At 68.7% G+C, this 22,960-nt stretch carries 23 protein-coding genes and 1 pseudogene; 15 read left to right on the top strand and 9 right to left on the bottom strand.

Features of this window, described 5'->3' with window-relative positions; translation table 11 throughout:
* Positions 1 to 91 precede the first annotated feature (91 nt).
* The 9 genes and pseudogenes from ON21_RS38440 (at position 92) to tsaA (ending at position 7,626) form a co-directional block, all read left to right on the top strand.
* Positions 92 to 307, top strand: a complete 216-nt coding sequence (locus ON21_RS38440; protein WP_157170853.1) for a hypothetical protein — start codon at positions 92 to 94, stop codon at positions 305 to 307.
* A 65-nt stretch (positions 308 to 372) separates the two neighbouring features.
* Positions 373 to 2,100: a polyprenol phosphomannose-dependent alpha 1,6 mannosyltransferase MptB gene (mptB, locus tag ON21_RS15970; protein ID WP_245562619.1), complete on the top strand. Its 1,728-nt coding sequence runs from the start codon at positions 373 to 375 to the stop codon at positions 2,098 to 2,100.
* A gap of 73 nt (positions 2,101 to 2,173) precedes the next feature.
* A complete protein-coding gene (locus ON21_RS15975; protein ID WP_039798795.1) occupies positions 2,174 to 3,106 on the top strand; it encodes an ABC transporter ATP-binding protein in 933 nt (310 codons plus the stop codon).
* Positions 3,103 to 3,894: an ABC transporter permease gene (locus ON21_RS15980; protein ID WP_039798796.1), complete on the top strand. Its 792-nt coding sequence runs from the start codon at positions 3,103 to 3,105 to the stop codon at positions 3,892 to 3,894. Before ON21_RS15975 ends, ON21_RS15980 begins: the two co-directional genes overlap by 4 nt.
* A gap of 66 nt (positions 3,895 to 3,960) precedes the next feature.
* Entirely contained in the window at positions 3,961 to 4,935 is a 975-nt protein-coding gene (locus ON21_RS15985; RefSeq protein WP_039798797.1) for a COX15/CtaA family protein, read from the top strand.
* A 145-nt stretch (positions 4,936 to 5,080) separates the two neighbouring features.
* Positions 5,081 to 6,265: an NAD(P)/FAD-dependent oxidoreductase gene (locus ON21_RS15990; RefSeq protein WP_039798798.1), complete on the top strand. Its 1,185-nt coding sequence runs from the start codon at positions 5,081 to 5,083 to the stop codon at positions 6,263 to 6,265.
* Positions 6,262 to 6,426: pseudogene (locus ON21_RS15995) on the top strand (RNA polymerase subunit sigma-24); the annotation flags it as partial. The gene ON21_RS15990 and the pseudogene ON21_RS15995, both read left to right, overlap by 4 nt.
* A gap of 129 nt (positions 6,427 to 6,555) precedes the next feature.
* Positions 6,556 to 7,098, top strand: coding sequence for a YceI family protein (locus ON21_RS16000; protein ID WP_039798800.1), 543 nt, complete (start codon positions 6,556 to 6,558; stop codon positions 7,096 to 7,098).
* A gap of 123 nt (positions 7,099 to 7,221) precedes the next feature.
* On the top strand, positions 7,222 to 7,626 hold the full coding sequence (tsaA, locus tag ON21_RS16005) for a tRNA (N6-threonylcarbamoyladenosine(37)-N6)-methyltransferase TrmO (protein WP_039798801.1): 405 nt from the start codon (positions 7,222 to 7,224) through the stop codon (positions 7,624 to 7,626).
* Between the two features lie 51 nt (positions 7,627 to 7,677).
* Here the strand turns inward: tsaA and ON21_RS16010 are convergent, their stop codons facing one another.
* Complete coding sequence (locus tag ON21_RS16010; RefSeq protein ID WP_157170854.1) at positions 7,678 to 8,628, bottom strand: alpha/beta fold hydrolase; 951 nt, start codon at positions 8,626 to 8,628, stop codon at positions 7,678 to 7,680.
* A 231-nt stretch (positions 8,629 to 8,859) separates the two neighbouring features.
* Positions 8,860 to 9,690 (bottom strand): SDR family NAD(P)-dependent oxidoreductase, encoded by an 831-nt coding sequence (locus ON21_RS16015; RefSeq protein WP_218004095.1) that lies wholly within the window; start codon positions 9,688 to 9,690, stop codon positions 8,860 to 8,862.
* Positions 9,691 to 9,897: 207 nt separating this feature from the next.
* Here ON21_RS16015 and pip point away from each other — a divergent pair, with 207 nt between their 5' ends.
* Positions 9,898 to 10,875 (top strand): prolyl aminopeptidase, encoded by a 978-nt coding sequence (gene pip, locus ON21_RS16020; RefSeq protein WP_039798823.1) that lies wholly within the window; start codon positions 9,898 to 9,900, stop codon positions 10,873 to 10,875.
* A gap of 10 nt (positions 10,876 to 10,885) precedes the next feature.
* Here pip and ON21_RS16025 read toward each other — a convergent pair whose 3' ends face one another.
* Positions 10,886 to 13,117, bottom strand: coding sequence for a serine/threonine-protein kinase (locus ON21_RS16025; protein WP_039798825.1), 2,232 nt, complete (start codon positions 13,115 to 13,117; stop codon positions 10,886 to 10,888).
* 248 nt (positions 13,118 to 13,365) lie between these two features.
* Between ON21_RS16025 and ON21_RS16030 the strand changes: the two genes are divergently transcribed.
* Entirely contained in the window at positions 13,366 to 14,247 is an 882-nt protein-coding gene (locus tag ON21_RS16030; protein WP_039798805.1) for a universal stress protein, read from the top strand.
* A 97-nt stretch (positions 14,248 to 14,344) separates the two neighbouring features.
* Here ON21_RS16030 and ON21_RS38445 read toward each other — a convergent pair whose 3' ends face one another.
* Both ON21_RS38445 and ON21_RS16035 read right to left on the bottom strand, forming a co-directional pair.
* Positions 14,345 to 14,491: a hypothetical protein gene (locus ON21_RS38445; protein ID WP_157170855.1), complete on the bottom strand. Its 147-nt coding sequence runs from the start codon at positions 14,489 to 14,491 to the stop codon at positions 14,345 to 14,347.
* A gap of 71 nt (positions 14,492 to 14,562) precedes the next feature.
* Positions 14,563 to 15,021 (bottom strand): hypothetical protein, encoded by a 459-nt coding sequence (locus ON21_RS16035; RefSeq protein ID WP_039798806.1) that lies wholly within the window; start codon positions 15,019 to 15,021, stop codon positions 14,563 to 14,565.
* Between the two features lie 453 nt (positions 15,022 to 15,474).
* Between ON21_RS16035 and ON21_RS16040 the strand changes: the two genes are divergently transcribed.
* Positions 15,475 to 16,707: a helix-turn-helix domain-containing protein gene (locus tag ON21_RS16040; RefSeq protein WP_039798808.1), complete on the top strand. Its 1,233-nt coding sequence runs from the start codon at positions 15,475 to 15,477 to the stop codon at positions 16,705 to 16,707.
* Positions 16,708 to 16,801: 94 nt separating this feature from the next.
* Here ON21_RS16040 and ON21_RS16045 read toward each other — a convergent pair whose 3' ends face one another.
* Complete coding sequence (locus ON21_RS16045; RefSeq protein WP_039798810.1) at positions 16,802 to 17,641, bottom strand: alpha/beta fold hydrolase; 840 nt, start codon at positions 17,639 to 17,641, stop codon at positions 16,802 to 16,804.
* 158 nt (positions 17,642 to 17,799) lie between these two features.
* Here ON21_RS16045 and ON21_RS16050 point away from each other — a divergent pair, with 158 nt between their 5' ends.
* Positions 17,800 to 18,366 (top strand): flavoprotein, encoded by a 567-nt coding sequence (locus tag ON21_RS16050; protein ID WP_039798812.1) that lies wholly within the window; start codon positions 17,800 to 17,802, stop codon positions 18,364 to 18,366.
* Positions 18,367 to 18,551: 185 nt separating this feature from the next.
* On the opposite strand, the gene ON21_RS16055 is transcribed toward ON21_RS16050, so the two are convergent.
* Both ON21_RS16055 and ON21_RS16060 read right to left on the bottom strand, forming a co-directional pair.
* A complete protein-coding gene (locus ON21_RS16055) occupies positions 18,552 to 19,352 on the bottom strand; it encodes a transporter substrate-binding domain-containing protein (RefSeq protein ID WP_157170856.1) in 801 nt (266 codons plus the stop codon).
* Positions 19,353 to 19,355: 3 nt separating this feature from the next.
* A complete protein-coding gene (locus ON21_RS16060) occupies positions 19,356 to 19,706 on the bottom strand; it encodes a hypothetical protein (RefSeq protein ID WP_039798814.1) in 351 nt (116 codons plus the stop codon).
* A 61-nt stretch (positions 19,707 to 19,767) separates the two neighbouring features.
* Here ON21_RS16060 and ON21_RS16065 point away from each other — a divergent pair, with 61 nt between their 5' ends.
* Positions 19,768 to 20,733 (top strand): quinone oxidoreductase family protein, encoded by a 966-nt coding sequence (locus ON21_RS16065; protein ID WP_039798817.1) that lies wholly within the window; start codon positions 19,768 to 19,770, stop codon positions 20,731 to 20,733.
* A gap of 42 nt (positions 20,734 to 20,775) precedes the next feature.
* Here the strand turns inward: ON21_RS16065 and ON21_RS16070 are convergent, their stop codons facing one another.
* On the bottom strand, positions 20,776 to 21,378 hold the full coding sequence (locus tag ON21_RS16070; protein WP_083880658.1) for a TetR/AcrR family transcriptional regulator: 603 nt from the start codon (positions 21,376 to 21,378) through the stop codon (positions 20,776 to 20,778).
* Between the two features lie 84 nt (positions 21,379 to 21,462).
* Here ON21_RS16070 and ON21_RS16075 point away from each other — a divergent pair, with 84 nt between their 5' ends.
* The gene (locus ON21_RS16075; protein WP_039798818.1) at positions 21,463 to 22,878 is read left to right on the top strand and encodes an FAD-dependent monooxygenase; all 1,416 of its coding nucleotides are present in this window, start codon (positions 21,463 to 21,465) and stop codon (positions 22,876 to 22,878) included.
* Positions 22,879 to 22,960: the final 82 nt, after the last annotated feature.

Here is a 22,960-nt window from a genome sequence, read left to right on the forward strand (position 1 = left end):
ACCTGGCATGTTTCCGTAAGCCGTAGTGCTCGTATCGTAAGGTGCTGGCCGATGGTCAGAACATTGCGATAAGTCCCGGGAGTGAACACCGATGCGGAATTACTTCACGCTGACAGCCATGGCGTGGCTCGTCGCGCTCGCGGCCGTTCTCGCCGCCGGCACCGACGACAAAGAAGTTACCGAATCCATGTGCCGAGCCGGCGGTGGCCATGCGGTTGCCGGAGCGGTGGGCACTCCTGGATATTGTTCTGGCGGCATATACAATGGCAAACCCATCACCGGTCGAATTATGGGTGCCAGCGCGTAGCGCCGAGGGAATTGGGGCACGCGACGAGGTGGTGCGCGAACGCCGATTGTCGCTTCGCTCCCCGGATGACCTCGGACGAGGTCGCGGGCACACCCACTAGGCTTCGTTGCGTGGCGGTACTGGACGGCGCGCGGCGCAGGACACTGGCGTTCGGGCGCCGGGCACTCGGATTGGACGTGCCCGCGGCCGATCACACGATCGCGGTGTTGCACCGCGACGAGTCGGAGGTGCCCGGTCTCGATCGCAAGGAGCTGGCGCAGCTCGACCGGATCCGCCTGATGGGTGCGACCGGCACGGTGCTGATGGCGATCAGCGCGCTGGGCATCGGCGCGCAGCCGGTGCACCAGAACCCCACGTCCGGCGTCCGCGTGCTCGGCATCTTCGCCCGCGCCCACACCGGTTCGCTGGCCATGTGCATGACCGGCACCGTCGTCGTGGTGCTGGCCTGGCTGCTGCTGGGCCGGTTCGCGGTGGGCGGTATCGGCGGCTCCCCGCTGCACCGGCTGACCCGCTCGCAGCTTGATCGCACGCTCTTGCTGTGGCTGATCCCGCTCAGCGTCGCTCCCCCGCTGTTCAGCAACGACGTCTACTCCTATCTGGCGCAGAGCGAGATCGCCGCGCGCGGCATCGATCCTTATGAAGAAGGCCCGGTCGCGGGACTGGGGATCGACAATGTCCTCACCAACAACGTCCCGACCATCTGGCGTGACACCCCAGCGCCCTACGGTCCGCTGTTCCTCTGGATCGGCCGCGGCATCGCCGAGCTCACCGGCGACAACATCATCGCGGGCGTGTGGGTGCACCGGATCCTCGCGCTCGGCGGCGTCGCGCTGATCGTCTGGGCGCTGCCCCGGTTGTCGGTGCGCTGCGGCGTCGCGCCGGTGAGCGCGCTGTGGCTCGGCGCGGCCAACCCGCTGGTGCTGTTCCACCTGGTCGGCGGCGTGCACAACGACGCCCTCATGCTCGGCCTGATGCTGGCGGGTATGGAGTTCTGCCTGCGCGCCATCGAGGACACCCATCCGTTCGACGGCCGCGCCTACGCCTGGCTGATCAGCGGCGCGATCATCATCACGCTGTCGTCGTCGATCAAGTTCACCTCGATCATCGCGCTCGGTTTCGTCGGCATGGCGCTGGCTCGAAGATGGGGCGCCTCGCTGCGCACGGTCGCCATCGCGGCCGCCATGCTCGGCGCCATCGCCATCGGCACAACGCTTTTCATCAGTTCGGTGAGCGGTCTCGGCTTCGGCTGGATCTACACCCTGAACACCGCGAGCGTGGTGCGCAGCTGGATGTCGCTGCCCACGGTGCTGGGCATCATCACCGGATTCGGCGGGGTGCTGCTGGGGCTGGGTGATCACACCACCGCGCTGCTGAGCATCACCCGGCCGATCGCGGCGCTGGTCGCGGCCTTCTTCACGGTGCGCATGCTGGTCGCCACCGGCACCGGGCGGCTGCATCCGGTCGGCGCGCTGGGGGTAGCGCTCGGCGCGATCGTGCTGCTGTTCCCGGTGGTGCAACCCTGGTACCTGCTGTGGGCGATCGTCCCGATGGCCGCGTGGGCGACCCGGCCGGTGTTCCGTGTTCCCGCGGTGGCGTTCTCGGCGATCGTGAGCGTGATCCTGATGCCGCGCGGCGCCGATCTCGAGGTGTTCCAGATCGTGGGCGCGGCGATCGCCACCGTGATCGTCGGGGTGCTGTTCATCGTGATCACGCGCAACTCGCTACCCTGGCGCGGGCAGACGGGGGTGTCGGCTCCGTCACAGGTGCCCACCTCTTACGGTGTGACATCGTGACCGAGCGTGGCGAGGGAGCCATCTACACAGCATCACCGGGAGCGCCGGAATCGAGCGCCGGCGAGGCGGCGTCGTGACCACAACTTCCGGGCCTGCTGTCAGCGTGGACGGCGTCGTCAAGCGGTACGACCAGATCACCGCGGTGGACGGCCTGACGTTCGAGGTGGAACCGGCGCGGGTGCTCGCGCTGCTCGGCCCGAACGGCGCGGGCAAGACCACGACCGTGGAGATGTGCGAGGGATTCGCCGCGCCGGACGCGGGCACCGTGCGCGTGCTCGGCCTCGACCCCGTCGCCGATTCCGAACGGCTGCGCCCTCGCATCGGCGTCATGCTGCAAGGCGGCGGCGCGTATCCCGGTGCGCGGGCGGGGGAAATGCTCGACCTCGTGGCCGCCTACTCCGCGGACCCGCTCGACCCCGACTGGCTGCTGCGCACGCTCGGCCTCCAGGACAACCGCCGCACCCCGTACCGCCGTCTCTCCGGCGGCCAGCAGCAGCGGCTCGCCCTCGCCTGCGCGCTGGTCGGCAAGCCGGAGATCGTGTTCCTCGACGAGCCAACCGCGGGACTGGACGCCCAGGCCCGGTTGATCGTGTGGGAGCTGATCGACGCCCTGCGCCGCGACGGGGTGACCGTCGTGCTGACCACGCACATGATGGACGAGGCCGAGCAGCTCGCCGACCAGCTGGTGATCATCGACCACGGCCGCATCGTCGCCTCCGGCACCCCGGCGGAGGTCACCGCGCACGGCGCGGCCGGACAGCTGCGCTTCTGCGCGCCACCGAAACTGAACCTCGAACTGCTGGCCAACGCCCTGCCCGAAGGCTTCGCTCCCCGGGAGACCACGCCCGGCACCTATCTGGTGGAGGGCGAGATCAATCCGCAGGTGCTCGCCACCGTGACCGCGTGGTGCGCGCGGATGAACGTGCTGGCCACCGACATCCGGATCGACCAGCGCCGCCTCGAGGACGTCTTCCTCGAACTGACCGGACGGGACCTGCGCGGATGAGCGAGCACGACCGGACGGCCAACCGCTTCGCGCCGGGCACCTTCACTCCCGCCCCGCGTCCGAGCGGCCGCGCCGCGATGCTAGTGGCCCAGACCAGGCTCGAGCTGATCCTGTTGCTGCGCAACGGCGAACAGCTGCTGCTGACCATGTTCATCCCGATCACCCTGCTGGTCGGTCTGAGCCTGCTGCCGTTCGGCGACCTGGGCGCGCACCGGGTGGACAAGATCGTGCCCGCGGTGATGATGGTGGCCGTCATGTCCACCGCGTTCACCGGTCAGGCCATCGCGGTCGGCTTCGACCGGCGCTACGGCGCCCTCAAGCGGCTCGGCGCGACGGCACTGCCGCGCTGGGGCGTCATCGCGGGCAAGTGCGCGGCCGTGCTCATCGTGGTGGTGCTGCAAGCCGTGCTGCTCGGCCTCATCGGCTTCGCGCTGGGCTGGCGGCCGGAACCGCTCGGGCTGCTGCTGGGCGCGGCGGTGATCGCACTCGGCACCGCCACGTTCGCGGCGATGGGCCTGCTGCTGGGCGGCACCCTCAAAGCCGAGGTGGTGCTCGCCCTGGCGAACATCCTGTGGTTCGTCATGCTCGGCGTCGCCAGCATCGTGTTCGCCTCCGAGGACCTGCCCACGGTGGTGAGCGTGCTCGCCCGGCTGGTGCCGTCCGGGGCGCTGGCGGAAGCGCTGGAGAGTGCGATGCACACCAGCGTCGACTGGTTCGGGATCATCGTGCTCGCGGTGTGGGGCGCGGTGTCGGGTGTCGCGGCGACCCGCCTGTTCCGTTTCCACTGAGCCTCAACGACGAAATGTAGTAGACCGGTTGAAACCGCCGGATCCGGCCCGGCTACCATTTTCGACGTGCTGTATCGCGCGTTCTTGCGACTCGTCGACAAGCTGCCGCTGCCCTCCTCACGGGTGCAGCGCCTGATCGCGCTCGCGGTCATCCTCTCCCAGGCGGGCATCTCGGTGACCGGGGCCGTCGTGCGGGTCACCGCGTCCGGTCTGGGCTGCCCCACCTGGCCGCAGTGCTTCCCCGGCAGCTTCACGCCGGTCGCGGTGTCGGAGGTACCGGCCCTCCACCAGGCGGTCGAGTTCTCCAACCGGCTGCTCACCTTCGTGGTCACGCTGTGCGCGGCGGCGATCGTGCTGGCCGTGACCCGTGCACGCCGCAGGCGCGAGGTGCTGGTGTACGCGTGGCTGATGCCCGGCGGCACGGTCGTGCAGGCGATCATCGGCGGCATCACGGTGCGCACCGGACTGCTGTGGTGGACCGTCTCGACGCACCTGCTCGCGTCCATGGTGATGGTGTGGCTCGCGGTGGTGCTGTACGCGAAGATCGGCGAACCCGACGACGGCATCGACACCGTGCAGGCTCCCGCGCCGCTGCGCTGGCTCACCGCGCTGGCCGGGGTCGCGCTGGCGGCGGTTCTGATCGCGGGCACCTTGGTGACCGCCGCCGGTCCGCACGCGGGCGACAAGAGCATCGAACGTCCGGTCGAGCGGTTGCAGGTGGAGATCGTCACCCTGGTGCATCTGCACTCGCAGCTGCTGGTCGGTTACCTCGCGCTGCTGATCGGTCTGGCGTTCGGTCTGTTCGCGGTCGGCATCACACCCGCCGTGCGCACCCGTCTGTTCGTACTGCTCGGGCTGGTGTGCGCGCAGGGACTGGTCGGCGTCGTGCAGTACTTCACCGACGTCCCCGCGGCACTGGTCGTCGTGCACGTGGGCGGGGCCGCGGCATGCACCGCCGCCACCGCCGCGCTGTGGGCTTCGCTGCGCACCCGGGAACGGGTCGCCGCCCCCCAGCCGGACCCCGCGCCCCAGGCTGCCTGATCCGGCGCTGCGCTGCTGCTGACGACCGACGGCTACCGGCACAACGGCAAGATCGTTGCTCGCCGGGCCCCTGCGGATCCCCCGCAGCGGAGTGATCTGCCTCACCAGTTGTTATATCCGGGTGGTTCCCCGGCGTCTCGTGGGCATGACCGAGCACAACAGCACCAGCATCAAGGTCGTGGTCATCGGCGGCGGCTATGCGGGCACCGTGGCAGCCAATCGACTGCGGCAGCGCGACGACGTCGAGATCACCGTGGTCAACTCTCGTCCGACGTTCGTCGAACGACTGCGACTGCATCAATTCGTGGCCGGTACCGGACAGGCCGAGGCGGACTACGGCCCGCTGCTCGGCAACGGTGTGCGCCTGATCGTCGATGACGCCACCCGCATCGATACCGCCTCGCGGACCGTGGAGCTGGCATCGGGCCGCGCATTGGACTACGACTATGTCGTCTACGCGGTCGGCAGCACCGCGGCCCCGCCCACGTCGGTGCCGGGAGCCGTCGAATTCGCCTACCCCATAGCGGAGTTGGAGCACGCTCAACGCCTGCGGGCCGTCATCGAACAGCTGCCGTCGCAGGCACCGATCACCGTGGTCGGCGCCGGGCTCACCGGGATCGAGACGGCGGCCGAGCTGGCCGAACAGGGGCGCGCCGTCACCCTGATATGCGGCGAGAGATTGGCTCCGACTTTCTCGAAGCGGGCGCGACGGGTGGTGGCCCGGTGGATGGCCCGCCACAGTGTCGAGATACTCGAAAATGTGCGGGTGGCCGAGGTGCTGCAGGAGTCGATCGTCTTGTCCGACGGCTGCGTGGTGCCGAGCGCGGTCACCATCTGGACCGCCGGGTTCGGTGTGCCCGAGCTGGCCGCACGCAGCGGCCTGCATACCGACGCTCTCGGTCGGCTCATCACCGACGAAACCCTGACCAGCGTCGATGACCACCGTATCGTCGCGGCCGGGGACGCCGCCGCCCCGTCGAACCAGCCGCTGCGAATGAGCTGCCAAGCCGCCGGGCCGCTCGGCGCTCACGCCGCCGACACGGTGCTGGCCCGCATCGCGGGCGCCGCGCCCGCCATGCTGGACATGGCGTTCCTCGGATCCAATGTCAGCCTCGGTCGTCGCGCGGGCATCGTGCAGCTCGCGCACAAGGACGACACGCCCATGAACGCCCACATCTGCGGCCGCATCGGCGCGCCGATCAAGGAGACGGCTACCAAGTGGACGCTGTGGGGAATTCGGTGGGAAGCCCGCAGGCCCGGCTCGCTGTTCTGGGTCAAGGGCGGCAGGCGGCTCGCGGTGTCCGATTCGGAGCTGGTGGCCAACCCGTGAGTACCACCGACGAACATGCCGAGCGGTTCACCCTTCTGCGGCCGTTGCTGTTCACGATCGCCTACGAAATCCTCGGCTCGGCCACCGAATCCGACGACGTGCTGCAGGACAGCTACCTGCGGTGGGCCCAGGTGGACCTTGCGACGGTGCAGCAAACTCGCCGCCCTCGCCATCGCCCGCACCATCACGCGTGACCCCGGCCCGGCGTGAGGTCCGCGTTCACCACACGCTGCGAGCGGCCGGCTCGTCGTCTCGCCCTACACCCCCGACCTCGCCAGGAGTGACCGACCATGTCAACCACCATCCAACTCGATGACCTCAACGGCGACTTCGTCATCGATACCGCCCGCACCCGGATCGGCTTCGTCGCCCGGCACACCATGGCCACCCGGGTGCGTGGGAGGTTCGGCAAATTCGAAGGCAGCGCGCACCTGCACTTCGGCGAACCCTCGAGATCCAGCGGCCGGCTCCGGATCCAGGCCACGAGCATCGACACCCGCAACCGGCGGCGTGACGATCTGCTGGGCAGAAAGTTCCTCGGTGCCGACGACCACCCGGCCATCACCTTCGTCCTGACCGAGGTAGCTCGGGCCGACGAGAGCAAAGCCGAGGTCACCGGCGACCTGACCATTCGCGGTGTCACCAAGCCGGTCACCGTCGATTTGGAACTGACCAGCGTGCAGAACGACCCGCGGGGCGCCCTCCGAGTCGGTTTCACCGGCGCCACCACGATCAACCGCAAGGACTGGGGGGTGCGCTGGAAGGCGGCCGCGGGCATGGTCGCTGCGAGGGTGACCCTGGAGTTCGACCTCGCGATGATCCGGCAGTCCTGATCTCGCAGCAAACAGCAGTGTCCTTTTGCTCGGCTACATTCTGAAAGCGGAACCCGTCGTTCCTGGGTGATTCGACGCCCGAGCCAACGGGCTCGAACTCCCTGCGAGAACGGTAAGGACCTCATGACCGATTACACGTTGCGGCCGATCGGGCACGTCGAATCCGCGCTGACCGACCCCGCCACCGCTCCCCGGCAACCCGATGAAGGTGCCCCGCCGGCCTGGCTGGTGATCGCTGACCGATACGCCCGCGCCCTCGACGGTCTCACCGCGGGCACCGACATCCTGGTATTGACCTGGCTCGATCGCGCCGACCGCGAAATCCAGACCATCCACCCGCGAGGTGACACGACCCGCGCGACAACCGGCGTCTTCGCCACCCGCGCCCCACACCGGCCCAATCCGATCGGCCTGCACAGCGTCCACATCCTGTCGGTCAGCGGCACCCGCATACGCGTCCGCCACCTCGAAGCTGTGCACGGCACACCGATTCTCGATCTCAAGCCCCTTCTGACCCAGGACCGTTGACCGCTGCGGAAGAACCGTGCCGGGCAGCAACGGGCCCGGCACGGCTATGAGCTAGCGGGGTCCGAGGAATCCGGTCAGCTCGAGCGCGACCGCGGCGGGATCGTCCTCATGGACGTTGTGTCCGGCGCCCGGGATGATCCGCAGTGTCGAGTGGGGAATCAGCTGAGCGAGTGGCCGAGCCTGTGCCGGGTCGACGACATGGTCGTCCTCGCCCCACAGGATCAGCGTGTCGGCTTCGATCGCGCTCGATTCTCGCTCTGCCGCAACCAGATCGAGGTTGCGCGGCTGCTTCCACATCGCGGTCCGGTTCTCCGCGCGGCTGAGCGGAGTCCAATATGTGTCCGCCAGCTCATCAGTGAGAATCTCGGGGTGCGCGTAGGCCCCGCGCAGGCCCGCCACATAGATCTCCTCGGTCATCGCGGAGGCGGCGAACTCCCCCGCACCCGGTTGACGCATCAGCCGCAAGTTCATGTTGAGGTCGGTGTCCAGCACGAGCGGCGCGATGAGGACCAGGCGATCGATCTGTTCGGGATGCCGTGCGGCGAAATCCCCTGCGACCGAACCGTTCAGCGAGTGCGCGACGACGGACGCGCGGGTGATCCCGACCGCGGACATGAACTGCCGCAATGCGTCCGACATGGCCCCCATGTCGTATCCGAAGTTGGGATCGTGCAACGTGGTGTACCCGCTGCCGGGCAGATCGACGGCGTACACGGTGTGCGCGGTCGCGAGAGCCGGAATGATCTCGCGATACGTGTAGGACCACAGGGAGCCGCCGGGCAGGAGAATGAGCGGCGGACCTTCCCCCGCCTTCCGGTAATGGAAACGCGCCATTGCGGTGTCGACGTACTGCCCCTCCGCGAGAAACGCCGAATCGACAACTCGAGCTCCACTCGGTTCGGCCCCGGCCGGCACCGCCGTGCACATCACCAGCAGGGCCGGCACGGTGAGCAGCACCCGCCGCCATCGCAACCGCCGACGGGGAGACCTGACGACCGACATTTGCTCTCCTTCGCTGCCATGCTCCCGCGGTTTTCGCGAGACGCACCGGATGAGGACCCGCGCGGGCCCCGGTTGTTTCACCCACCAGACGTAGGAGTCCGCCGTTTCGTGACGCCGAATCGATATGGCGTGCATCACCCGATCGTGCTGCCGGAAAGCTCGACGCGCCAGAGGCCCCCACCCGAAACGTGTGTGCGGATGGGGGCCCAGCAGTTGCGCGAGCCGATCGAGTCAGGCTGCGGACGTGTGACCTCGAGCCGCCACCGCGAGATCCTTCCACTCGGCCCAGGTCTCGAGCCGGTCGGCGTAGACCTGCGGAACCATCTCATGTCCCCCGGAACCGAAGAAGACGCGCAGGGGCGGGTTTGCGGAGTCGGCGATCTCGAGCAGCGCGCGGCCCGCGGCGGACGGGTCGCCGGGATCGAGGCTCTGCGCGTAGGCGGCGAACGCCGCGCGGAGGCCGTCGTAGCGCGGGTCGGCCTGGGCGTGGACCGCTCCGGCAGCGCCGTCGGTTGCGTAGGAGCCGGGTTCCACCAAGGTCACCTTGACACCGAAGCCGGCGACTTCCTGCGCGAGGGACTCGCTCAGGCCTTCCAGTGCCCACTTGGAAGCGTGGTAGGCACCACCGAGCGGCCAAGCGGCGAGACCGCCCACCGAGGAGATCTGGATGATGTGCCCCCTCCCCTGCTCGCGCAGGTATGGCAGCGCGGCCTGGACGACCCACACCGTACCGAAGAAATTGGTTTCCAACTGCTCCCGCAGTTGCTGCTCTGTCAACTCCTCGACCGCGCCGAGCAGTCCGTAGCCCGCGTTGTTCACGATGACGTCCAAGCGGCCGAAATGCGCGTTCGCGCGTCGCACGGTCTCGAAGACTCCTGCCCTGTCGGTCACATCCAGCTCGAGCGGAAGCACCGCGTCGCCGTAGGCGGTGACCAGTTCCGCGAGGTGTTCGGTACTACGGGCGGTCGCGGCCACCTTGTCGCCGCGAGACAACGCGGCCGTGACGAAGTTTCGGCCCAGGCCGCGAGAGGAACCGGTGACGAACCAGACCTTGCTCATGATGTCCTTCCGTTCTTTCTGCAGTGGCGAGCGCAGCGAGGATGCCGCCTCACCGCCGATGTCCCGTGCTGCCGCACGGAACGAACACAAGATGTCGCCGACCCGCTCTCCGTAACGAAACCTCGCGGTGACGTGTGTCACCGCTGTCTCGCGGCGCCCCAATTGCCGAACACCAGGTCACCCGGTTGTCCGACGGTAGTGTGGTCCATCGTGTCCACGCCGCAATCCGATGCGCCGCAGCCTTTTCCCGATATCGAGCCGTACGCCCACGGGCTGCTCGACGTCGGAGACGGACAGCGGATCTACTGGGAGACCAGCGGTAACCCGGACGGGAAACCGGCGCTGGTGGTGCACGGCGGACCGGGCGGCGGCGGACGGCGCGGCTCACGGAAGGGTTTCGACCCGGCGGCCTACCGGATCGTCCTGTTCGATCAGCGTGGCTGCGGCGAAAGTCTGCCGCATGCCGCCGACCCATCGGTCGAGCTCACCCACAACACCACCCGTCACCTGATCGCGGACATGGAACGGCTGCGCGAGCACCTCGGGATCGACCGGTGGTTGCTCTTCGGCGGTTCGTGGGGCTCGACGCTGATCCTCGCCTACGCCCAGCGCTATCCGGAGCGGGTCAGCGAGATCGTGCTCGTGGGGGTGACGATGACCCGCCAGGAGGAGATCGACTGGCTCTATCGCGACGTAGCGCGGCTGCTGCCCGAGCAGTGGGAGGCCTTCCGCACCGGCGTTCCGCTCGCCGACCGCCACGGCGATCTCGTCGACGCCTACCGCAGGTTGATGGAAAGCCCGGACGCGCCGACCCGCGAGACCGCGGCGCTGCGGTGGTGTGCCTGGGAGGACGCGGTGATCGCGCACGAAAACCTCGGCAACCCAGGGCAGTACAGCGCGAAGCCGGACGCCGCGCGGCTGGCCTTCGTGCGGATCTGCACGCATTACTTCGCCAACGCGGCGTGGCTCGAGGACGGGCAGTTGCTGCGCGACGTGCACCGGCTGACGGGCATTCCCGGCGTGCTGATCCACGGCAGACTCGACCTGAGCGCTCCGCTGTACACCGCCTGGCAGCTGGCCCAGGCGTGGACCGACGCGGAACTACAGGTCATCGATGACTCCGGGCATACGGGCAGCCCCGCGATGGGTGCCGCCGTCCGGCGGGCGCTCGCGCGGTTCGCCGGCTAGGTTCGGCCGCTCAGCTCACGCTCTCCGTAGGTTTCCCGACCACCCGCTGCAGCGCACGCAAGTCGGCGTCGAGCGTCCGGTACAACCAATAGACGGCGACGAACGCGAGCCCGCCGACCGCGCACAGGCCCAGCACCGAGTCACGCACCAGCGGAAGTTCGTAGGGTTCGAGCAGGCTGAATCCGGCCAGCACCCCGACCAGCGGTACGGAGGCCGTCACCGCGAGATAGACCGTGGTTCTGCGGCGCAGCGTGCGGATGTCGCCGAAGTCGTGTGCCGTCGCGCGGCTGTAGCGCAGATAGACCGGATAGACACAGCGGACGATGTAGAACGTCGACAGGAAGAACGTGTAGGCGACGGAGATGACGGCCGCCATGAACACGGTCATCGCCGCATGGACCACCAGCCGTGCCGAGAGGTCGGTCAACCAGAGGCACAGGAACACCCCGGTCACGGTCGCCGTGATCCCGGTCTGGAAGGTGTTCAAAGCACACATGTCACCCCAGAACAGTGTTCGTGAGCGCATTCGCGCGAGCAGTGCCTCGTCGTAACGTCTGCCCGCGCGCAAGCCGCGCGGAACCGCGAGCAGATCACGCGACATGTACGCGTAGATGAGGACCGACAGCGGGCCCGCGATCAGGACGAAGACGTACACGCCCATGTTGAGCTGCGCATTGGTGGCATCGGGCAGATGCTCTCTGATCAGTTGCTGGACGTGCACGGCCATATAGATCGTCGCCAGGCCGACACCGACGAGCGAGGACAGCCACAAGATGGGAGTCGGCCGGCGCGAGAGTCGCGCGCGCCAACTGTCCGGGGGTGGATAGACGAGATCGCGGGCCCGCTGCTCCAGACACAGGTCGAGCTGTTGGGCCAATTCCCAGCCGGACGAATAGCGGTCCGCAGGGTCGGACGACAGACACTTCAGCAGCACTCGGCGCAGGGCCATCGGGCAGTCCGGGGGAAGCTCCGACAGAAACGCGGGCGCGATCGGTCTGCGCCGTAGTTCGAGCATGCGAGCCAGCGACGTCTGCGACTCGCCCGCGCCCGTTTCGTCCGCGAACGGCCTGCGCCCGGTGAGCAGTTCCCACAGCATGACGGCGAGCGCGAAGAGGTCGCTGCGGGTGTCGAGATCGGCGGCGTTGCCCGGCAGGTCGGGGTGACAGGCTTCCAGCTGTTCCGGCGACATGTACGCCAGCGATCCCCCGAAGTACGCCAGCGGGCTGGTCCCCTTCACCCGGTCGCTGAAGCTGACGTTGAAGTCGGCCAGCTTGGGAACTCCCTCCGCGCTCAACAGCACGTTCGCCGGTTTGATGTCGCGATGCAGCACTCCCCGCTCGGAGGCGTGCTGCAATGCGTCCGCGAGCCGCCTGCCCAGCCAGGCCACGGTCTCGGGCCAGGTCAGCGCCGCGATCCGGGTCCGGATGGCGGACTCGGTGGGCCGGACTTCTCCTTTGTCGGCGAGTACTTTGTCGACGGCATCGAGCAACAGTTGCCCACCACGCTGCTCCGGAGGCGTCGCGCGGGACAGGCGCAGCAGGTCGAGCAGTGTTCCTCCGGGCAGGTACTGCATGTAGAGCAGCTTCAGCTCACGGTCGGCGATGAGACGCTGGTCGAAGATGCGCACGATGTATTCGTGGTCCAGCTGGGCGAGCGTCTGCGGTTCGTTGCCGTGGTTGTGCGAGATCTTGACCGCGACCAGTCGTTGCATGGATTGCTGCCGAGCCAGGTACACATGCGCGAACGCGCCGGCCCCGATCCGCATGAGCAGGTCGAAATCGTCGACGTGGTCGCCGACGTCGATGGAGTCGAGCGCGACTTGGGCGCTCGGGCGAGCGATCATCGTGCTGCGGTAATCGCCGGTGAACTCGTCGGCGTCCGGACCGGCCGCCGCGGTGACCGTGGCGGCCACATCGGCCGCGGCGGTGTGGTCGCTTCGGCGCATGGCGTGGAATTCCTCGTAGACGAGATCCCGGGGCAGCGGGCCGTTGCGCAGCTCTGGGAATTCCGCACGATAGTCGATCAGCCGCTTGGGGCAGTGATGGCGAAGCCAGCGGTACTCGAGGTCGACCTTGATCAGCTCGATCAGTGCTGTGCGCCGCTGAGCCTGCTCACCGGGCAAGTAGGCGGACAGGTCGGGCGGAGACCCGGACGCCCACGCCTCGGAGAACCGCCCCACGACGGCGGCAAGCTCCGCACGGGTCCGCTCGGCTGAATCGACCGGATCGGCCCACTCGCGCATCGGTAGCTCGGAATCAGCCGTGATCACTCACGCGGCGACTACCCGCGAGGCGACCCAGTGGCGTACCTGTCCCACATCGCCTCCTCCCAACCGGAACTCCCAGCTCAAGCGTATCGCTCCGAGGCGGCGACAGGACCCCGTGCGAAGGTCTTAGGTCCTCACCATCGGGGGCCACCGGCTCCGGTGCGGGCGGCCGGTCGGCTGGGACTGTGAAAACCGACACCGCCGAAGCGAGAATCGGAGTAGAGATGAGCGCACCAGCCGACCGTCAGTCGATCGTCGTCGGAATCGACGGCAGCCCGACCGCAGTGGGTGCGGCACGCTGGGCCGGAGCCATCGCGCATCGGCAGCACGCCACGTTGGTGCTGCTCGGCGTCGTGCCCACGATCGACTACCCCATGACGTCCTTCGCGCTGGCCGAGGTCGACCTGCTCCCCGAACTCCGATCGGCGGCGGAGCAGAAGGTCGAGCAGGCGTTCGAGGCCGTGCGAGCCGAGCAACCGGGCGTGGAGATCCGCCGGATCGTCGAGAACGGCGTGCCCGCGCGCGAGCTGATCGAGCACAGCAAACGGGCGCGCATGGTGGTCGTCGCGGCGAAATCCCAGGACCGGCTGTCCACGCTGCTGCTCGGCTCCACCGCGCTCACCGTCGCCAACAAGGCGGCCTGTCCGGTGACCGTGTGGCGGGGCAGGCTCGACCGGCCACAGCCGGATGACCGGCCGGTCCTCGTCGGCGTGGACGGGAGTCCGGGTTGTTCCGCGGCGATCGGCGAAGCGTTCGAACTGGCGTCCGCGCTCGGCGTCGGCGTGATCGCCCTGCACGCGTGGAACGACCCGGATCTGCTGCAATGGACCCCCGTCCCCGACGCGTGGGAAACCCTGGCCCAGCAGGAGGAGGAACTGCTGTCCGAGCGTATGGCCGGATGGTGCGAGAAATACCCGGACATCGCCGTCACCAAGGTGGTCCGGAAGGCCACGCCCGCGGAGGCCTTGCTCGGGGACGAGGAAGCGCAGCTGGTGCTGACCGGCAATCGCGGGCACAACCGGCTCACCGGGCTCCTGCTCGGATCGACGAGCCAGAACCTGCTGCACCACGCCCAGCGCCCGGTGGTGATCTGCCGTGAGCGGTAGGACGATGGGCGGTCATCTCGCCGTGGCGACCGGGCTGGTGCGCTGGGGAGTCGGCCGTCGGCACGAGCCTCCCCGCGACACCTGACTGCGCGACCGGTCACGGTGGCAGGAACAGTCGCTCGTTGGGCAGACGCGGCAAGCCGGTCGGGTCATCGGGCAGCACGGTGACCGCGTGGTGGTAGTGGCGGGCGCGCCATTCCCGCACGAACAGCTCCGCCGCGGTCCGGCAGGCCGCGAATTCCATTCGGACATCGTGGAATTGAATCGACAAGTGGACGTCGGGTTCCTCCGGGCGCGGCGATTGCCCTCGCACGGTCACCTCCCCCGCCGCGCGCAGACGCGAACCGCAGCGACCACGACCGAGCCGGAGGGCCGGAAGGTGTCGCGCGGCGGTTCCACCCATACCCGGAAGCACGGCGACCGGTCGGCGGGCGACGGCAGCGCGATCTGCGCGCCGCAGCGGGCCACCGACACGTCCAGCCGGAACATTTCGGCGAACAGCCCGATCTCGTCGGGCAGGTCCGGCCGCACCAGATACGTCCACCGTCCGGAACGAGGATGCGAGATGATCGGCCCGAGCGCGGCCCGCCGGACCTGCATCAGCGCCTTCACCTCCTGACCGAGCCGAGCGGGCATGGTGATCGCGCCGACGCGCCCGGCGGGCACGATGATGCGCCCGAGTTCCGGTTGCACCGCCGCCGCGAGCCCGCACTGCCGATAGAAGCGGCACCGGCTGGCCGGGGTGTCGGCCGCCGGAAGACATGGTTCGCTCACCGTGCGCTTTCCTCCGGGTTCGCTACGGAGGGATGCTCGGCTCGCGAAGCACCAACCGGTTCCGCCGTGAACCGGTCCGGCAGCACCTGCGGCGCGCTCGCTCCCCGGCGCGCGAAACGCTCGGCGATCCCTGCCGCGAGGCGCCTCGCGGGCGCGCGATCGGGTAGCCGTAGCGCCGGAGCCGCCCCGACCTCTACCCCGCCGTCCGGTGCCCCGGACGTGCCGTACCGCGTGGACTCGAGCGTTTCTCCCCGCATCACGTTTGCCTTCCCCTGCTCATTACGTGTGAGCACCCACCGATCGACTCCGCGCCTGACCTGCCGCGCGCGTGACCGTCCCCGCTGAGTGCCGGAACAGCTTGGCGGGCCGCGAATCTCGCGCTGTCCCGGTGCGGGACACCTGGCAGCGCGTCTAGCATGGGGTTTTCGATCAGCGTCCGGCGAGGGAGAGCCGATGAGCGAAGATCCGGGGAAGGACGAGGGCCGGTACATCGGCCGACAGGTGCGTGCCGTTCGCGCGCGGCGCGGGATCTCTCAGCAAGTGCTGGCGGACCGGGTCGGCGTCAGCCGGGGTGCGATCGCCAAATACGAGAACGGTGAGCGTCCGATCGATTCCCGCCGGACCCTGCACGCACTCGCCCAGGCGCTCGGTGTATCGGTCGGTGATCTGACCGGCGACCGGGAAGACCGATTCGATCCGTCATCCGCCGGATTCCACGCCGCGATATCCGACATCGAGACCGCGCTGTGGACGCGTGGAAACACCACGGTGGTCGGCCCGCCGCGAAGCCTGGACGAGCTGACGGCTACGACGAAGCACGCGGCCGAACTGCGGCGGGCATGCGATTACGCGCAGCTCGGGCCGCTGCTGGCCCCACTGCTGACCGACTGCTATCGCCACACGCGCGACGCGACCGGTATCGAGAGGGACCGCGCCTGGGACGCCTTGGCAGCCGTCGCCTACCTCACCGCACAGTCGGCGTCGCGTCGCGGATATCCGGCGCTGGCGTGGACGGCTGCGCAGGAGATCGAACGCGCCACCGCACACATCGGTGGCACATCGGGTGCGGCGACGGCCGCCTACACCCGAAGTCAGATTCTCCTCGCTCGCGCCGGGACTCTGCCCGCCGCCCTCGAGGACGCCGAAACCACCGCTGAGCGACTGGCACCGGAGGTCCGCTCGCTGGGCGAAGTCGAAACCTACGGCATGCTGCACCTGCAAGCCGCCCTCGTCACCGCAGCACTCGGCGGCGACCCAACCGACCACTTGAACGAAGCCGACGAGCAAGTCTCTCGACTCCGGCACGCCGACCTGGACAACGCCCTCCTGCGCAACCCGACATTCGATGCGGCCAACGTGACTCTGTGGCGCATGTCCGCGGCCATGGAACAACGCGAACCAGGCCAAGTCCTCCAACTCGCCCCCACCCTCGACCCCCACACCATCCCCGCCGAAGGCCGCCGAGCCCAATACTTCGTCGAAATCGGCCGCGCCCACGCCCTGCGCCGCGACTACCACAACTCCCTGCACGCCTTACTGCGCGCCGAACACATCGCCCCTCAACAAGTCCGCGGCATGACCCACGTCCGCGAACTCGTCGGCCACATGATGCGCACCGCCCACCGCAACCTCACCACCGGCGACCTCGGCCGCCTCGCCAAGCGCATCGGAGCCGTCCCCGCCTGAATCCTCGGCTCGGCATCTCTGGTCCCCACCGCGCCGCGCTGCCTCCGGCCGACGCGCTGGTCGGTGCCGAAGCCGGTGGAGGACAGTAGATCCGCTACGACAGGAAGAAATCGCTGAGGGCGCGGGCAACCCGGCCCGGGGCGTTCTCGGTGGGGATGTGCCGTGCTGCCGAAATGCGTATGAGCGTGGTTTGCGGAATCTCCTCGGCGAACTTCTCGGCGTACTCGATCTTCTCGAAGCCGTCGTCTTCGCCCCAGACCAGCAACTTGGGTGTCGTGGACCGCCGCAGCAGGGGGACGAGATCGAGGGTATAGCGACTTTCGGCCGCGCCCGCCATGGCCAGCCAGGAGCGGCGCACCCGCGGATCGGTCCAGGGATCCAGGTACTCGGCGATTCGCTGCTCGGTGGCGGCGCCGGCCAGATCCGTTGTCACGGCCTGCTTCCGGGCGGCGAGAAATTCTTCGGCGGTGATCGCCGCGGCGACCTCGGGGTCCCGCAACCGGGCCACGTGCGGCGCGGGCCAGGAGTCGTAGGCGACGGAGTTGACCAAGGCCAGCCGGGACACCTCCAGCTGATCGTGGGCGAGGAGATGCTGGGCGACGGCGCCGCCGATATCGTGACCCGCCACCGCGATCGGCCCCGAGATCCCCAGCGCCGAAACGAATCGCGTCACCCAGTCGGCGAGCGCTGGGACCGTGGCCGTTTCCAGGGTGAGTTCGCCTCCCGAGCGTCCCATTCCGGGGAAATCGACCGCGAGGGGCCGCAACCCCGCCTCCCCGAGACGGCCGAGCACCGGAAGCCACACCCGGCTCCAATATGTCCCGTGCAGCAGCAACACGACCGGGCCGTCCCGCTGCGCGGTCAGGTAGTCGGCCGTTTCGCCGTCGACCTGAACCGCGGTCGCCAGCACACCCGCTTCGGTGGATTCCCTCATGGGACCACTGTGACCGGCGGCCTACCTGCCGACCGGAGTCCATGAAGACATCGTTGGGTACATTCCTGCCATACACCGGCGACCGGACCGCCCCGGTCGAGCCGAGGTGCTCGGTCGCGGCGCCGACCGGACATGCTCGAGCGTGGCACCATGAACCCGTGGACGCCAACGGAAACCCGGTGCTGTACGCCCTCGTGACCGGTTCCCCCGCCGCCCGCGATGTCGGCAAGTTGATCGCTCTGGCCCAGGCGGACGGCTGGGAGGTGTGCGTGATCTCCTCCCCGTCCGGCACCGGCTTCATCGATGCCGATGCGATCAGGGCGCAGACCGGTTATCCCGTGCGCAGCCAGTACAAGGAACCCGGCACGCCCGATGTGCTGCCGCCCGCCGATGGCATCATCGCCGCGCCACTCACCGGCAATTCGATAGCGAAATGGGCTGCGGGCATCTCGGATACGCTTCTGCTCGGGCTATTGGTCGAAGGGCTCGGCAAGGGGCTGCCGATCGTGGGCGTGCCTTACTCGAACCGGGCACAGATCAGTTTTCCGGCGATCCAGGAGGGGATCCGCAAGCTGTCCGAGTGGGGCGTCACCATCGTGATCGGCGAGGGAGAGCCGCACGAGCGGGGCACCGGTGAGGCGCGTCTTCCTCTCTTCCCTTGGCAGGCAGCCTGGAAAGCGCTCCTCGATCATCCGCGCAGCGATGGACGTTCCGCGCCGAACTGACCGCCGACCTACCGGCTCGCCGTCACCCTGATGTTCGTCGCCGGGCATCGCGTGTGGCCGAAAACGGCTGGTTGGGGTCGCTTTCATCGCACGACGCACAGTGTCGCATTCTGAGCTTCGGCCTGAAGTCGGCGGCCGCCTGACCGTCAGCACTGTGCACCGAGTCGCCGAGACGGTGGACGGATTCAGCCGACCGGGGCGTTCGGCCCGATCCACTCATCGAACAACCGGTCCACCCCGCCCGTCGCGAGCTGGGTGGTCAAGTAGGCGTCCAGCAAGGCCGCCAGCACCGGGTCGTTCTTCCGCACCAGCAGGACTTTCCCGAACGAGTCGAACCGCGCTTCGGGATGCAGCACTTGCAGATCCGGGTGCTGACGGACGCGGTAGCGGCCCTCGACCGAATCGGTGACGAACACGTCGGCACGGCCCTGCTCGAGCTCACCGAAGATCGTCAGATTGTCCGGCCACAAAGTGAGCTGCGCGTCGGGAAAGTTCTTCCGCGCGAAGTCCTCGTTCGTGCCACCGCGATTGGCGATCACGCGGACGTCGGGACGGTTGATCTCCGCGATCGTCGAGTACGCCGCGCCGTTCGCGCGATGGGTGATCGGGGCCTTGCCGTCGGTCCCGTAAGTGATCGAGAATTCCGCGAACGCGCGCCGCGACGGCAGGTCGGAGATGCCTCCGACCGCGAGGTCGCAGTTCCGTTCGGCGAAGTCGGTCTTCAGCGTCGCCCAGGTCACGGGCACGAACTCGATCGGACGGCCGAGCAGCGCCGCGAAACCGCGCGCGAGATCGACGTCCACACCACGGTGGCCGCCCGCGTCGTCCCTGATCGAGTACGGCGGATAGTCGCCGGGCGTGCAGGCGCGCAGCGCGTTCGAAGTCTCCGGCGCCTGCGCAATCGCCGGGATCGCCACGGCGACAAGAGCGGTCCACCCGGCGATCAGCATCGCGCCGATGCGGCCGGGCCTCACTCGGCTACGCAACGATCACTTCTCGTTGCGCGCCTTGGGGAAACGGGCCTGCTTGGCGACCCAGCCCGCCATCTTGGCCCAGTGACCCTTGCGCGGGGTGACGATCGAGGTGAGCTCACGATCCCACTCGTCGGCCTCGGTGAGACCGTCGATCGTGGCGACCAACTCCTTGGCCGTCTCCAGGTCCGGCACCACCCGGTCACCGAGCACACCGTCGGAACCGACCAGGGTGACCCGCACGCCTGCGCGGCCGATCGGCTGGATCACGGCCGTGGCGGAACGTCCGTGATCGGCGACGAACCCCTTGACGGACTCGACGAGGGCGCCCGACAGCTTCTGCGGCGCCGTGGCGGTTTCAGAACTCATGGCACGCAGTTTACCGACCGGTAGGCAGCGCGCCCGCCGCTCGGGTGTAGAACTGGATCTCATGCACGCCATTCAGGTTTCCGAACACGGTGGTCCCGAGGTCCTGAAGTACGTGGAGGTGCCCGATCCCCGGATCGGGCCGGACCAGCTGCTGGTCGACACGCAGGCGATCGGCATCAACTTCATCGATACCTACATCCGCACCGGACGCTATCCCCAGGACGTGCCCTACATCCCCGGCGCGGAGGGCACCGGCGTCGTCGCCGAGGTCGGCTCGGACGTCACCGAGTTCGCGGTCGGCGACCGGGTGGCCTGGGCCGCCGCGCCGGGCAGCTACGCCCCGAAGGTCGCGGTGCCCGCCGCCGTCGCGATCCGGGTACCGGACGAAGTCGAGGCGCCCGTGGCCGCGTCGGCGCTGTTGCAGGGCATGACCGCGCACTATCTCATCGAGTCCATCTATCGTCCAGAGCCCGGGGAGACGGTGCTCGTGCACGCGGGCGCGGGCGGTGTCGGGCTGATCCTGACCCAGCTCCTCACCGCGCGCGGCGTCCGGGTGATCACGACGGTGTCCTCCGACGAGAAGGCGACGCTGTCCAGCGCGGCGGGAGCCGACGAGGTGCTGCGTTACGGCGACGACCTCGCCGACCGGGTGCGCGAACTCACCGATGGCGTCGGCGTGGCCGCGGTCTACGACGGCGTCGGCGCGGCGACCTTCGAGTCGAGCCTCGCCGCACTGCGCGTGCGCGGCACGCTGGCCCTCTTCGGCGGCGCGAGCGGTCCGGTGCCGCCGTTCGACCTGCAACGGCTGGGCGGGGCCGGTTCGCTGTTCGTCACCCGTCCCACGTTGGCGCACTACATCCGGGACCGCGCCGAACTCACTTGGCGCGCTGGTGACATCTTCGACGCCATCGCGCGCGGCACGCTGAACATCCGGATCGGCGCGACCTACCCGCTCGCCGACGCCGAGCGGGCCCACCGCGACCTCGAAGGCCGCAAGACCACCGGTTCGATCGTCCTGCTCCCGTGATCCACGGGCGGTGGGCGATCCGATGGGTAGTCCACCGCCCGCTCAGTAGTCGCGGCCGGTGAGACCGCGATAGATGAACCGGGTCAGGCCTTCCACGGCCTGTTCGTCGGTCAGCTCGACGCTCCCCTCCTCCACCGCGGCCAGCAGGCTCTGGGTGAGCATGAACATCATCGCCAGGCTGGCGTCGGCCGTGCTCGGCAGCCGCAGCCCCTTGTCCGCGAACCCCTCCACATGGTCGGCGATGTCCGCGCGCTGCTGACTGCCGAAGCGCGCGATCATCTGCGCGAATTCCTCGTTGACCAGCGCCGCTTGATTCACCGCTCGCAGCACGGGACCGTGCTCCCGCGCGAAGGTCCAATACCCCGCGACGTGATAGCGCACCGCCTCCGGATCGCTGAAATCCGGGTTGTGGTCGGGTCCTTCCGCGCGCTCGTCCCCCGCCGCGGCCAGATCGTTCAGCAACGCTTGGAGCAGTTCTTCCTTGCTGGCGAAGTGGTTGTAGAACGACCCGGCCGCCCGCCCGGCGGCCGTCGTGATGTCGGTGATCTTGGTGTTCAAGTAGCCGCGCTCGGCGAACAACCGCAGCGCCGCGGCCTTCAAGGCCTGCTCGGTCTCGGCCGACTTCTCCTTGCGACTCAGCGACATCCACCTCACCTCCTTGACAACGCAACGTACCAAGCATGACACTGAATTAGCATTCAGTGAATATTGATTCATCGGGAGTACGTCATGACACAGCTCGTTCTCATCGCGGGCGCCGGACCCACCGGCCTCACCCTCGCCATCGATCTCGCTCGCCGGGACATCCCGGTCCGGATCGTCGACAAGGCGGCCGGTTTCTTCGCGGGCTCCCGTGGCGACGGCATCCAGCCGCGCACCCTGGAAGTCTTCGACGATCTGGGGGTTCTGGACGCGGTGCTCGCGGCCGGAGCGCCGACACCTGTGATGCGGGTGCATCTGGGCGGAGAGTTCGTCACCGAACGCCGGATGAGCGAGCCGGTCGAGCCGACGCCCACCATCCCCTACCCGAACCTGTGGGTGCTCGGGCAGTCCAGCACCGAGGCAATCCTGCGCGAGCGGCTCGCCGAGTTCGGCGTGCACGTGGAACTCGGCACCGCGCTGATCGGATTCACGCAGGACGACGACGGCGTCACCGCGACGCTGGAACGCGACGGCACCCGCGAGACCGTCCGCGCCGCCCACCTGATCGGCGCGGACGGCGGCAAGAGCACCGTGCGCAAGACGCTCGGCATCCCGTTCGAAGGCAGCACCGACGAATCACTGCGCATGCTGCTCGGCGACGTGCGCGCCGACGCGCTCGACCACGAGTTCGGCTACTGGTTCGCCGCCGCCGACGACCCCATGCAGGGCATCGCGTTGTCGCCGCTGCCCGGCGGGCGTCAGTTCCAGTTCGCCGCCCCCGCGATCGGAGACGCGGAGCCGAGCCTCGAACTGCTCCAGGAGTACGTGGATCGCTACTCCGGACGCGACGACGTCACCCTCACCGACCTGACCTGGGTGACCGTGTGGCGCCCGAACATCCGCCTGGCGCGGCGTTTCCGCGAGGGCCGGGTGTTCCTGGCCGGCGACGCCGCGCACGCGCATCCGCCCACCGGCGGCCAGGGCATGAACACCGGCATCCAGGACGCCTACAACCTCGGCTGGAAGCTGGCCGCCGCGCTCGCCGGTGACGCCACGCTCCTGGACAGCTACGAGGCCGAGCGCAGGACCGTCGCCGCCAAGGTGCTCGGGCTCAGCTCGGAGCTGCTGGACAAATTGGTCGACGGCGCCGAGGACGCGATGGAGCGGGGAGCGGAGACCCGGCAGCTCGACATCAGCTACCGCGACCCGGCCGAGCGCGACTCGGTGGCAGTGGGCGACCGGGCGCCGGACGCTCCGGTGAAAGACGAGCAAGGACGGCACGTCCGGTTGTTCGACCTGTTCCGCGGGCCCCATGCGACGGTACTGTCCTTCGGTGCGCAAGCGGAGGCAGGGCCGCACGCGTATGCGGTGGTGCGCCCCGGCGAGCAGGTGTCCGGTCCGCACGTGGTGGACATCGACGGGCACGCCTACGCGGCCTACGCCGCGATCGAGGGCACCCGGGTGCTCGTCCGGCCGGACGGCTACCTCGGCGCGCTCAGCTGAAGAAGCTGCCGATGGTGTCCCAGCCGAGCACCGAGTCCACCGCGAGGCCGCAGAACACCACGGCCAGGTAGTTGTTCGACTG

Origin of the sequence: Nocardia araoensis NBRC 100135, assembly GCF_000308435.1 — a bacterium.
GTDB lineage: Bacteria > Actinomycetota > Actinomycetes > Mycobacteriales > Mycobacteriaceae > Nocardia > Nocardia araoensis.